The sequence below is a fragment of the Massilia sp. TWR1-2-2 genome (assembly GCF_049897565.1).
GTDB lineage: Bacteria > Pseudomonadota > Gammaproteobacteria > Burkholderiales > Burkholderiaceae_D > JAFCUW01.
In genome coordinates, this window is record NZ_JAFCWM010000065.1 from 1 (window position 1) to 11,308 (window position 11,308).

11 protein-coding genes and 1 pseudogene are annotated in these 11,308 nt (G+C 59.4%); 5 read left to right on the top strand and 7 right to left on the bottom strand.

The genetic code is table 11. The features are described from left to right. Positions 1-150 precede the first annotated feature (150 nt). Entirely contained in the window at positions 151-813 is a 663-nt protein-coding gene (gene maiA / locus ACP7DD_RS26050; protein ID WP_426178251.1) for a maleylacetoacetate isomerase, read from the bottom strand. 135 nt (positions 814-948) lie between these two features. On the opposite strand from maiA, the gene ACP7DD_RS26055 reads away from it, so the two are divergent. The 3 genes from ACP7DD_RS26055 (at position 949) to ACP7DD_RS26065 (ending at position 3,599) form a co-directional block, all read left to right on the top strand. Continuing rightward, positions 949-1,503 carry a TetR/AcrR family transcriptional regulator gene (locus ACP7DD_RS26055; protein ID WP_426178252.1) on the top strand — a complete coding sequence of 185 codons (555 nt, stop codon included), beginning with the start codon at positions 949-951 and terminating at the stop codon, positions 1,501-1,503. 9 nt (positions 1,504-1,512) lie between these two features. Beyond that, positions 1,513-2,214: an alpha/beta fold hydrolase gene (locus tag ACP7DD_RS26060; protein WP_426178254.1), complete on the top strand. Its 702-nt coding sequence runs from the start codon at positions 1,513-1,515 to the stop codon at positions 2,212-2,214. A gap of 359 nt (positions 2,215-2,573) precedes the next feature. Beyond that, a complete protein-coding gene (locus tag ACP7DD_RS26065; RefSeq protein ID WP_426178256.1) occupies positions 2,574-3,599 on the top strand; it encodes a zinc-binding alcohol dehydrogenase family protein in 1,026 nt (341 codons plus the stop codon). 215 nt (positions 3,600-3,814) lie between these two features. Here ACP7DD_RS26065 and ACP7DD_RS26070 read toward each other — a convergent pair whose 3' ends face one another. The 6 genes from ACP7DD_RS26070 to ACP7DD_RS26095 form a co-directional block, all read right to left on the bottom strand. After that, on the bottom strand, positions 3,815-4,450 hold the full coding sequence (locus ACP7DD_RS26070) for a flavin reductase family protein (protein WP_426178258.1): 636 nt from the start codon (positions 4,448-4,450) through the stop codon (positions 3,815-3,817). A gap of 419 nt (positions 4,451-4,869) precedes the next feature. Then, positions 4,870-5,760, bottom strand: a complete 891-nt coding sequence (locus ACP7DD_RS26075) for an alpha/beta fold hydrolase (protein ID WP_426178260.1) — start codon at positions 5,758-5,760, stop codon at positions 4,870-4,872. 348 nt (positions 5,761-6,108) lie between these two features. Further along, complete coding sequence (locus ACP7DD_RS26080) at positions 6,109-9,003, bottom strand: UvrD-helicase domain-containing protein (RefSeq protein WP_426178262.1); 2,895 nt, start codon at positions 9,001-9,003, stop codon at positions 6,109-6,111. 75 nt (positions 9,004-9,078) lie between these two features. Beyond that, complete coding sequence (locus tag ACP7DD_RS26085; protein ID WP_426178264.1) at positions 9,079-9,336, bottom strand: hypothetical protein; 258 nt, start codon at positions 9,334-9,336, stop codon at positions 9,079-9,081. Next, entirely contained in the window at positions 9,336-9,689 is a 354-nt protein-coding gene (locus ACP7DD_RS26090; RefSeq protein WP_426178266.1) for a hypothetical protein, read from the bottom strand. The genes ACP7DD_RS26085 and ACP7DD_RS26090 overlap by 1 nt, the downstream gene beginning before the upstream one ends. Before the next feature lie 81 nt (positions 9,690-9,770). Continuing rightward, positions 9,771-9,956, bottom strand: a complete 186-nt coding sequence (locus ACP7DD_RS26095) for a hypothetical protein (protein WP_426178267.1) — start codon at positions 9,954-9,956, stop codon at positions 9,771-9,773. A 574-nt stretch (positions 9,957-10,530) separates the two neighbouring features. On the opposite strand from ACP7DD_RS26095, the gene ACP7DD_RS26100 reads away from it, so the two are divergent. Then, positions 10,531-10,995: a cupin domain-containing protein gene (locus ACP7DD_RS26100; protein WP_426178269.1), complete on the top strand. Its 465-nt coding sequence runs from the start codon at positions 10,531-10,533 to the stop codon at positions 10,993-10,995. Between the two features lie 151 nt (positions 10,996-11,146). Continuing rightward, positions 11,147-11,308 (top strand): annotated as a pseudogene (locus ACP7DD_RS26105) (IS5/IS1182 family transposase); the annotation flags it as partial.

The window sequence follows — 11,308 nt, forward strand, 5'->3', positions numbered from 1 at the left end:
AGTAGAATCAAAAATTCACACTGCAGGCCGCGCTTCTAAATTGATGTCAAGTGTTTTTGTGTCTACGTTGAAAATAAACCATCTAACTGCACATTAAATGATAACTTGGGTGGATTGGGGGTGCGGGTGGTCCGACAAAGGCCAGCCTGTTCAGGCTGGAGCACCGATCTGCCGGCTCGGCGTCGCTTCGGCGAACGCAGGATGGGCGTCGCAAGCGGCCATGATCCGGTGGATCGTTGGTGTATCCGGAATCGAAATCTTAAAGATCCTCACCATCTCGACAATACTGGCTAAACAAATGTCGGCCATCGTCGGCGTGTCGCCATGACAAAATACGCCTGTCTGCGGCTCAGCGGCCAGACGTTGTTCGAGGGCGGACAAGCCAGTGCCAAACCACTGGATCTGCCATGCACGCCAAGCCGTTTCGTCCATTCCGGTGGCGGTAGTCAGATATTTTTTGACGCGCCCGGTGATCAACGGATGCGTATCGGCAGCGAGCATCGCAGCGATTGAACGGACGCGGGCGCGACCATGCAGGTCCTGCGGCAGCAACGGCGGGGCTGGCTGAAATTCCTCCAAAAATTCCAGGATCGCCAGCGACTGTGTCAGCGGCGCATGCCCGATCTCAACCAGGGCCGGGATCGCGCCGAGTGGATTGATCTTCAAAAACTTTTCATCGCGCTGCTCCCCGGCATCGATATTAACGATCCGTTCGTTCGCGGTGAGCCCCTTCAGATTGAGGGCGACGCGCACCCGGTAGGTGGCCGAGGTGCGCCAGTAAGCATACAGTTCGAACGTCGGTTGCGTGGTCATGGCTGATTTCCTTTGAGGTCAATGTACATGTGGACTAATTGATCTATAATTATAACCATGTCCAGACTTCTACGCCGATCCGCACACAGCCACACGCAACCGACCTCCCCGGTGATGGGGCGGCCACGCCAATTCGTGCCTGCCAAAGCGCTCAGGGATGCGCTGAACGTGTTTTGGGACAAAGGGTACCAGGCAACCTCGCTCGACGATCTGACCGCTGCCATGCACTTGAGCCGGTCGAGTTTTTATGCCTGCTTCGGTTCCAAACACGCCGTGATGATGGCTGCCGTCGAACTCTACGCCGATGAGCTATTTACCCGGCTCGAGGCATTGGCCGCGTCGTCCATGCCTGCCATCGAGTCAGTCCACGCCGTACTGGCGGCGATTGCCGAAGTCGATGCGGGCCGCCGTGGCTGTTTCTTTGTCAATTGTGTTACGGAACTTGCACCGCATGATCCGGCACTCGCGACGTTCGGTCAGGATCACGTGGCACGCACCAGTGCGCTGGTCATAGGCTTGCTCGAGCGGGCCGGACTTACCCCGGAGTTGGCGCAAACGCGCGCCGCTGCCTTGTTGGCGCTGGTGATCGGCACCATCACGCTGCGCAAAGCCGGCCTGCCAGTACCGGCGCTACAGACAATACTAGGCCAGGCGCAGCTGCTGCTCGCCGATACCACTTCTGCTACTTAACGGAGCCCCATGTCACCACGCCTGCCCACTGTATTTATTCCCGCCTTGCTGTGCGACGAAATGCTGTACCGAGATGTCATCGCCGCGCTCGGCGACGCAATCGAACCACAAGTTTTGATGTCGCCGCAAGCGAGCCTGGCCGACAGCGCCGCCGACATTCTTGCGCGCGCGCCGCGCACGTTCGCGCTGGTTGGCACCTCATACGGCGCCAATCTGGCGCTTGCAATTGCCCTCGCCGCGCCGGAACGGGTTTCGTCACTCTGGCTGATGGGCTGCGACGCCAGCGACCCGGTTGCCGGCGGGTCCGATCTTGCCGCCGGACTCGAAGCGACGCCAGACGCGATCATCGCGTTTTTGGCAGGAATCGTCGTGCGCCCGGCCGATCAGGCAGCAAGTGCCGCCTTCAAAGCCATGGCGCACCGTGTCGGCTCAGTGGCTGGCGCGGCGCAGGCCCGCGCGCTGGCCGGCCGGGACGATATCTGGTCCAGGCTGGGCGAGCTACGCATGCCGGCGCTGATCCTTTCGGGTGATGAAGATCCGATCGCACCACCGGCGTGCGGGAAGCAGCTCGCGCTAGCGATGCCTCAGGCGCGCTTTGAACTGATGTCGCAATGCGGTCACTTGCCGTCGCTGGAGCAGCCGGCGCGGGCGGCGGCGCTGTTCCACGCTTTTCTCGGCGAGGACCCTGCGCATTCACATCTCGCCAGATAGCCGAAAACCGAACCGGGATTCGCAATTCGGGTGCTAATGTCAATGCGAGGGACGCCAAGATGGTGTTTTTGCCTGAAAACGGATCTCGGTTCGTCGTCCATGACCGGCGCTAAGCCCTTGGCACGCGACGGCCTCAGCAAGGCGGTATCGATTTCGTCGGCAAGGGTCCCGACATCGCCGTGCTTGCGCAGGCCGACACGCGGACCGCTTAGCTTCGAACGCCGGTTTCGCGTTCTACTGCAGCAAACTGGCTGGGCTTGGGCATCGTCATCGTTGGGCTCACCGTTCAGTTCTGTCTGCGCGGGTCGGCCCGAAGGCGGCCCGACCGCCATCGCCAAACTGATATAGTGAGAGAGAAAATGAAAGCAGTAGGATATCAACAATCGCTTCCCATCGATCATCCGGCATCACTGATCGATTTCGAATTGCCCGAGCCCAGCGCCTCCGGCCATGACCTGCTCGTCGAGGTGCGCGCGGTATCGGTCAACCCGGTCGATGCCAAGATACGCGCTAACGTCGTCCCGGAGAATGGCGCAACCAAGATTTTGGGCTGGGATGCGGCCGGCATTGTGCGCGCGGTCGGCGACAAAGTTTCCCTGTTCAAGCCGGGCGACCGGGTCATGTATGCCGGCGACCTCTTGCGCTCCGGCACAAACTGCGAATTGCACCTGGTAGATGAGCGCATCGTCGGGCGCATGCCGGCGAACTTGAGTTTTGAAGCGGCTGCTGCGCTGCCGCTGACCACCATCACCGCCTGGGAAATGCTGTTCGAGCGGTTGCAGATAGCTCGCTTCGCGCCGTCTGTCACCGGAACGCTGCTCATTGTCGGCGCCGCCGGTGGCGTTGGATCGGTGATGGTGCAGCTCGCGCGCAAGCTCACCGGCCTGACGGTAATCGGCACCGCTTCGCGTCCGGAAAGCCAGCAATGGGTAAGGGATCTGGGCGCCGACCATGTGATCGACCATAGCCATCCCTTATCTGAAGAATTGCAAAAGATCGGCATACCCCAGGTCGACTATGTCGCAAGCCTGACCCACACGGATCAGCATCTTCCGGAGATCGTCGCCTCACTGGCGCCGCAGGGCAAGCTCGGTTTGATTGACGATCCTGCCTCGCTCGACGTCATGCTGCTCAAGCGCAAGAGCATCTCCCTGCATTGGGAATTCATGTACACGCGTTCGATGTTCGCCACAGCCGACATGATCGAGCAGCATCGCTTGCTCACCACCGTCGCTCACATGATCGAGGCGGGTGTCTTGCACTCTACGTTGACCGAGCGTTTCGGCACCATCAATGCAGATAACATGCGCCGTGCCCACCGGCTGATAGAAAGTGGCCAGGCGCGTGGGAAGATCGTGCTTTCCGGTTTCGATGCGAGCCCATAGTTTCAAATTGGAAACTGGCGCCGTGCGCCGCGCCAGCTTTGCCGTGTTGGACGTAATTCGAATCTTCAATGGTGGTCCAGGGAGATAGAAAATGGCTGGTGCAAGGGCTGACCAACATCTTCAATAGGCGGCCGAGTGCACGCCGAACGCCGTGATATCCAATGTCGCACTGAGGTAAATGACTCATGCGTTTTTATTGAAATGGGCTGCTTGGGTCAGCGGCGGCGGGTGTCGCCCGGACGGGTCATGTGGAACAATTGCTCGGGGCCGATGGAGAAATAGTCGGCCGGACCGCCTCCACGCAACACGTGGCCGGCAGACGCCGTGTCGTAAATGCCATCGGTCAACAGAATGTTGGCAATATGCACACCCACCACTTCGCCGAGGACCAGCCAGGTCGCCACCTTGTCGCCGCTCGCCGCCTCCAGCTGCACGATCTGGGTACAGCGGCATTCGAACGAGACCGGAGATTCCGCTACGCGCGGCACGGCAATGACGCGCGATGCTGCCGGCGTCAGGCCCGCCAGCGCGAATTCGCTGATTTCTGGGGGCACCGGCGCACAGCTTTGGTTCATCGCCTCGACCAGCGGGCGCGTAACCAGGTTCCATGCGAACTCGCCGGTCTGCTCGATATTGCGCAGCGTATCCTTGTGACCGATGCTGGCAAACCCAATGATCGGCGGCGTGTAGTTGAATGCGTTAAAAAAACTGTAGGGGGCGAGGTTGAGCACACCAGCTTGGCTAAGCGAAGAAATCCATCCGATGGGGCGCGGCCCGACGACTGCGTTGAACGGATCGTGAGGCAGGCCGTGGCCGTTTCGGGGTTCGTAGAAATGAGTTGGGCCGGACATTGTCAATTCGATGATCGAGGGAGTTGTACGATACCGCAGTTTGACTATGATAACCTGGCCGGTACAGCGGGACGGTCGACGCGGCCGATCGCGATTTGTTTCGATTACCGGACATGACCGGACGCGAGGACTGCGGGTTCAACAAATAAAAACGCCAACCAGTGATGGTTGGCGTTTCTCGAGCGATGTTCTTGGTGGCCCGGGGCGGAATCGAACCACCGACACAAGGATTTTCAATCATCGCGCCGGTGCGAGACCAGGACCTCGTTAGTGCGCTTACCTGGGATCTAGCTTGTCTGAGCGAGCCAGTAGCTGTTCTTGCTGCATCAGGCGCACGACAAGAGTCGGAGGCCAGAAACAATAACGCCTACTTGCATGAGTGGGCGTTGCGTGGTTGCTCCTGGTGGCCAGGGGAGGAATTAAGCTACCGACACAAGGCCGGTCGATTGTGGCAGCTGCAAGCCTGAGGATTGTTCAGGATGGTCTGCATGGCCCTCGTGTGAGAGCCCGACTGCGGCACTGGCGCGGGCACCAGCAAGAGCGCTCAAAATCAGTTGTGCGGTCTCCGCCGGAGCATCCCAGTGCGGGAAATGGCCACACCGATCGAACCAGTGCAGTTGAGCATCCGGGAACAAGGCCAGCGCGCGCTTGGCTTGACGTGGAAAGCAGACCCGGTCGCGCCGGCCCCAGCCGATGACGAGCGGATGCTCGATGCTGTTGCGCTGAGCCCCTTGTTGCTCCTCACCGTAGGCGAGCTGGGCCAGCAGTTCATCAAAGGCCGGCGAGGCGACATAGCTGCACAATTCATCGCTCGCGGTGTCCGGCGCCAGCTTTGTCGGCCGGGCAGAAAATTGTGCCAGCAACAAAGCGCGACCAATTGGGTTGACACAGATCGCCGGCAATACCGGGCGCAGCAGCCGCAGCAGCCGGATCGACAGGTAGATCGAGCTGAAGAACGCGTGACGCTCCCATCCCCGCCAGAAACCACCTGGATTGAGCGCTACCACGCCACCGACGATTCCACCGCGACGCGCCAGCTCGAGCACCAGCCGCGCACCCATCGAGCTTCCGACTGCATCGATGCCGCTCAAGCCATGGGCATGGAGGAAGGCGGCGGTCTCATCCGCGAGGGTGCGGATCGAGGTTGCGCCGGCCAGCTTCGGCGTCTGGCCAAAGCCGGGCAGGTCCACTGCGATTACTTCGCGCATCGTCGCGAGATCAGCCAGAATTGGATTCCAGCTCTGCCAATGGCCGCCAAGGCCATGAATCAGTAGCAAAGGCTTGCCGGTGCCGCAACGAATGTGATGCATGATCGATCCTCCCATCGCACGGGCGTGCGTATGCTGCAAGCTTATCGCAGCGGGCACAACGACTGCGCCCGTTACGAATTCTTGTCCAGAACGACAATGCCACCTCGGCGCATTTTCGGTGTGCGTTGTATCTGATCGAGGGATAAAGATCCGGAAATGGACCGGACACAAGGACTGCGGAATCCACAAACTGAAACGCCACCCAGTAATGGTTGGCGTTGCGTGAACGATGTTCTTGGTGGCCCGGGGCGGAATCGAACCACCGACACAAGGATTTTCAAGACTAGTGTCGCGCTTGAGGATTTCGTCAGCCGCCACTGGCCGTTGCCGACCTCTCAGGGGCAACGATCATTTTCTTTGCGGTGAGCGCGTCGACGCCGCCGTCTGCTTCGCGGCATGGCGTTTGACGCTGCTGTTCTCATGTGCGATCGCCTCCGGTGCCGGCGCCATTCCTGCAAGCGTGAGCAGGGTATCGATATGCTGGGTATAGCGCGGATCGGCCGACTCCTTGACCAAGGGAAGATTGAGAACGCCAAGCGCCGGAAGCCAACCTTCGCCCTCGTCGCCGCGTCGCCGTAGCGCCAGCTCGGGATTGAACTGGTAGAGCCCCGTCGACAGACGCTTGAAAAGGCGCCGGTTGTATGCATAGTCCCTGCCGATCTCGTTGCGTGCCAGCACGCCAGAAATGAAGGCGCGCTTCTTGCGCTCCGGTGCCAATACCTCGGCCGGCATTCTGGCGTAGGCGTCGAGCAGCTTGCCGGCGTCGAAGGCGCCTCGATCGCTGGCGTCGGCGCTGGCAAAGCATGACTTGAACAATACCCACATCGTTTGAAACAGCAAGTATTCAGACTGGCGCCGGTCGATGCGGACCAGACGCTCGCCGGCCATGACGTCGATGCACGCCGGCGCCACCAAATGGTAGACGGCGCCAAACGATGTCGCCGCGTAGGCGTCGTCGCGCAATGCGGTTGCCATTGCCCAGTGCAGCGCATTGCGGCCCAGGTGGTCGATGGCGCAGGGATCGGCTCCGCGCGCGAGCAAGGCTTCGATCAGGGCGACATTGCCGGCCGCCGCGGCCGCCATCAGCGGGGTCTGGTTCATCGGCGTGCGATGCTCGACGCCATGCTTGTCGCATTGGCGCAGGATCTCTTTGTGGTTGCGCGTGAAATACGGCAAGTAGTGGCGCCGCCCGAGCGTGGCGCTGAGATGGCGAAAGTTGCGCGCCTGGTCGAAGCCGGCATGATGGGCCAGGAGGTGGGCCAGGATCGGTTCGTCGAAACAGGTCGCGTAATCGAACAGCTGGCTCTTCGGCTTGCTGCCTGGCGCCTGTTCGCGGAACACCTTCGCCAGCGTCTCACGCAGCCTGGCCTCGTCGAACACCGGCCACGGTACCGGCGTGGTCTTCAGGATCAGGCGTTCGATCGCATCGGCCTGCTCCTGTTTGCCCTGCAATGCCAGCTTGCGCGCTTCCTTTTGCCAGTCCTCCATGCTCGATGCCTGCGTGTCGACCTTGGCCGCAGCGTCTGCCTGCGCGATATCGAGCAAACGCAACAGCGGATGTCCGGCATCCGATTCGATCAGGTAGACGTTGCGGATTGCCCTGGTCAGCGCCACATACAGGGCATTGACATAGAACTTGTAGATTTCGAGCGACTTGTCGGTCTTGTCCCTGGCGCGGCCGTAATGCAGATCGTCGCTGGCCAGGTCCGCTTCACTGACGCCTTCGGCGATCTCGTGGAATGGTGCGCGGTTGTCGGAAACGAAGCGGAACAACACGATGCTGTCGTATTCCAGTCCCTTCGCTTCATGCACCGAAAAAATGAGCGGAGTGTCGAACTGGCTGCGCGCGGCGGCCTTGTCTTCGTCGCGCAGCACGAGCACCGCGAAGCGTGTCGAGCGGCGCGTTTGCGCATTCAGGTCGCGCCGCGCGTTGTCGCTGTCGGTCAGGAGGCTGACTGTGCCGGCTTCCAGATTGACGGCGTCGACCAGGAAATTGCTCTCGCGGTCGATGGAGCCGAAGCGTCGGTGCTTGATCTTGAGTAGTGCGTTGGCGACCCGCGTCACCTGCGTGCCGTTCCTGAAATTGGCCCGCAGCACCTGCAATTGCTGTCGTTCGGCCAGCTCCGGATCGCGCCAGAACAAGGTCTTGACTTTGCCCCAGGAGAAAAAATTCGGATGAACGATCTGGTTCGAGTCGCCACACAGCAAAAACTGGCCAGGTTTCTTCAGCGAGCGCAGCACCAGCGCCAGTTGGATGACGGTCAGATCCTGCACCTCGTCGACCACGACGAAGTCGTAGCGCGCGCGGGTCTGTTGGAGCCAATCGTGCGCCACCAGGTTCAGGTCAAACAGCCCGGCCTGCTGCAGCCAGGCGCGGTACTTCTCGAACAGGTTGTACAGCGCATCGCGCTCGCTGGCCGCGAAAATCGATTGTCGCGTGCCGAGCGTGCGGTATTGATCGCGCGTCAGTACGCCTGACGCATCGGCGGTCAGCACGCCGCCGATTTCCTCGAATGCCTGGTGGGCGTCGACCCCCTTGAATTGTTGGCGCACGCGCGCGAACCAGGCGGAAAAATCGCGCCAGCTGGCTTCGCGCCCGGCTGGCACGCGGATCGATTCGAGGAATTCGCGGTAGGAGAGAAAAGTGGCTTCCTGCCCCTCGCGCTCGAATCCGTGGGCATAGTACAGATCGCGCGCGGCCTGGGCCAGATAGGCAGAGTGCGTCACATACAGCACCTCGCCTTGCGCATGTTTCATTTTTTCCAGCGTGAGCGCGGTCTTGCCGCTGCCCGCGCTGCCGACGATGATCAGCGGCGCGGCCTGCAGATACACCGCTTGCTGCGCGTCGTCGAAGGAAATGACTTTGTCGAGCCAATGAACCGGCCGCCGTGCAGGATGCAGATAGCGTACCGGTTCGGCATTCACGATCGCTTCGGCCGCCTCCGCCGCCGGGATCTTGTCCTCGTCGATCTGGGCGCCGCGCAAGAAGCGCGATTTGTCGTAAGCGTGCTGTTCGATCACCTCCAGGAACAGCGCATACACTTCTCCCTGGAAACGAATGGTGGAGAACAGCAAGCGGTCGGCATAGTCGAGCTTTGCGCGATAGAACTTGCCGTGCGCGACGTTGGTCAGTTTCTTGACATCGGCCGAGCGAAAGTCGTCGCGCTCGATCGCCTGCCTGACTTTGTCGAACTGCGCCTTGTTCCGGGGCGGGGAAAATTCCGCGTATTCCAGGATCTTCATGGTCTTTAATGGCCCGCTATGAGCCGCTGCGATGATTGCGAGGTCAGTATTCTATCCGACGTGGGCTTGCGGCGATCAGGGCTGTCGGGACAATCCGGGAGCGATGACGGTGGACCCTGCAGCGCTGAAGATCTTGTTGTCGCAGGTGGAAGTTGGACGGACGCGCGATGCATCATGGGCGAAGCGGCTGACTTTGCCGTCGATGTCGGCGAGATCCGGGACGCCGACATGGGGTGCTTCGGTCATCATCAGAAGGGGGGCGCCGGTGCGGTTTGATCGGCGCTCGCCGTCGGGCGGCATCAACGTCAGGTCAAGTACGCCGCGCATCGTCATTACACGTAGTCTTTGATGAAATCGAAGTAAGCGCGCGGACCGAAGGCAGAATGGCGAATCACCGATTTTTTGATCTTATTAATAGCGGCAATGTAGTCTTTCAAGGTCAGCTCGTCCTGATTGCCTACGCTGTCGACACCAATGTTGACCACGTGCGCGACGATATCGTCGATGGCTGGATGGCTGAGAACCGATTCGCTCTTGGCGAAGCCAAATTTCTGCTTCAATGCCACCATTGAATTGTCGAGACCGACAATGCATAGCCCATCGGTCAGTTCGGGCGTCAGATGGTATTGAGCGGCAAGGGCGGTTTCAATCGCCTGGCAAAGATAGAGTTCCTGTTTCGAGTCCATGCGAAATTTCTGTTCAGTTTCGTTGTGTACGGCTGCACAAGGTGGAGCGCGCGGAAGGGCGCGACTTTGTCAACAGCACGCCTATTTCCCAGTTGGCTTGTCGTATGATTTCGGCGTCAGATGTTCGATGACACCATTTGGGCTGATGACAATGGCGGTGCCGGTCGATTTCGCCAAATCGTGGGCACGCTGCGCGGCACGTTCCATTGCTTGTTGAGAGAGTCGCAAGTCACGGTCGTCGGCTTGATCCATAGGATTCTTGTTCATGCTTTTTCGCTCCAGTCAACGAGCACCGGCATCGCGCCAGCATTGTCATACAGGGCCCAGGCGTCGACCATCGGCGCATAGAGTCGGTCGAAATAGTCCTTGCCGGCGTAATGACGCGGCGGGCAAGCACTAGACCGGACAGACGTCATTCCTGTTCCGCAAACAAAAACGCCAAGCGTCGAAGGCTTGGCGTATTGTGAACGATGTTCTTGGTGGCCCGGGGCGGAATCGAACCACCGACACAAGGATTTTCAAATCTCCGCTCGCCGGTGCTTTAATTTCACAAGAACCTGCTTGTAAATTACACATCAAAGTTTGATCAGGCAGCTGGGCCGGAACTTTCGTGTTCCCGTAACCTGCGCTGCAACATTAATCGACCGACTAACTCTGCTGTCCTTACATTCGGTCGCTTCATGCTGGCGCTAGCATTGTCTGATTGCTCAATAGCGCGCTGTTGTAGGCTAGGGTGAGGCAGAATGAACTTCGACGGCTGGGTGCCAAGGTTCCAGCGTGGCCGATATTGCCGTATATCATCTTTCGCTAGCGGGAGACAATTGATCGGGAGGAAATCATCGTGTCTAATCATCTGGTTGCAAAAAAATCCGTGCGAATGATGTGCACTTTGCTGGTCGGTGCAGTCTGGTCGGGCGTGGCGCTGGCTGCTGATCCCGCGCTTGTGGTAATCGCGAGTGATACGGAATTAAAGTGGGGTGGCTGTCCTGCTTTCATGCCAAAAGGCTGCGAGCTTGCCGTTCTACATGGTGATCCGGCGAAGGAAAATACCGACGTGTTCCTTAAAATCCCCGGCAAATCGACCGTTCCCATGCATATCCATACTTCGGCCGAGCGCATGATGCTGACGGCAGGAGAATTACACTTGACCTACGAAGGCCAGCCAATGTCGGTACTTAAGGCAGGCTCGTATGCATACGGTCCCGCAAAGCGTCCACACAAGGCGGTCTGCGTCAGCGCCAAACCGTGCATTCTTTTTATTGCATTTGAGCAGCCAGTGGACGCTATAGCTGTCGATGCGAAGTGAGATTGCTGCCTTTACTGTCCGCAGAGGGCCGAATGAGCGTCGACATCTGGTGGATGGCTCGACTAGCAGCCTGTCGGATTTTGTCCTCGAAATAAAATCCTCATGCCGGTAAAATGGCAGCTACCGATGAGTAAGCATGAGCGAGGCGGCGATGAGCAGTTTCATTGCAGTAGATCGACAAACAGATTTTCTATTTTCCGCCCTCGGTGCAGGACTGGCTGCCCGAGAATCATCTGGCACGCTTTATTGTCGAAGTCATTGATCGTCTCGATTTGACTGAGCTAACGCGACAGTATGCCGGCCGCGGATCGGC

Bases quoted from the DNA above. Each gene is read 5' to 3' on its own strand.
- ACP7DD_RS26065 (WP_426178256.1), top strand. From the start codon at position 2,574: ATGAAAGCAGTAGGATATCAACAATCGCTTCCCATCGATCATCCGGCA.
- ACP7DD_RS26075 (WP_426178260.1), bottom strand. From the start codon at position 5,760: ATGCATCACATTCGTTGCGGCACCGGCAAGCCTTTGCTACTGATTCAT.
- ACP7DD_RS26095 (WP_426178267.1), bottom strand. From the start codon at position 9,956: ATGAACAAGAATCCTATGGATCAAGCCGACGACCGTGACTTGCGACTC.
- ACP7DD_RS26060 (WP_426178254.1), top strand. From the start codon at position 1,513: ATGTCACCACGCCTGCCCACTGTATTTATTCCCGCCTTGCTGTGCGAC.
- ACP7DD_RS26085 (WP_426178264.1), bottom strand. From the start codon at position 9,336: ATGACGATGCGCGGCGTACTTGACCTGACGTTGATGCCGCCCGACGGC.
- ACP7DD_RS26080 (WP_426178262.1), bottom strand. From the start codon at position 9,003: ATGAAGATCCTGGAATACGCGGAATTTTCCCCGCCCCGGAACAAGGCG.
- maiA (WP_426178251.1), bottom strand. From the start codon at position 813: ATGACCACGCAACCGACGTTCGAACTGTATGCTTACTGGCGCACCTCG.
- ACP7DD_RS26090 (WP_426178266.1), bottom strand. From the start codon at position 9,689: ATGGACTCGAAACAGGAACTCTATCTTTGCCAGGCGATTGAAACCGCC.
- ACP7DD_RS26070 (WP_426178258.1), bottom strand. From the start codon at position 4,450: ATGTCCGGCCCAACTCATTTCTACGAACCCCGAAACGGCCACGGCCTG.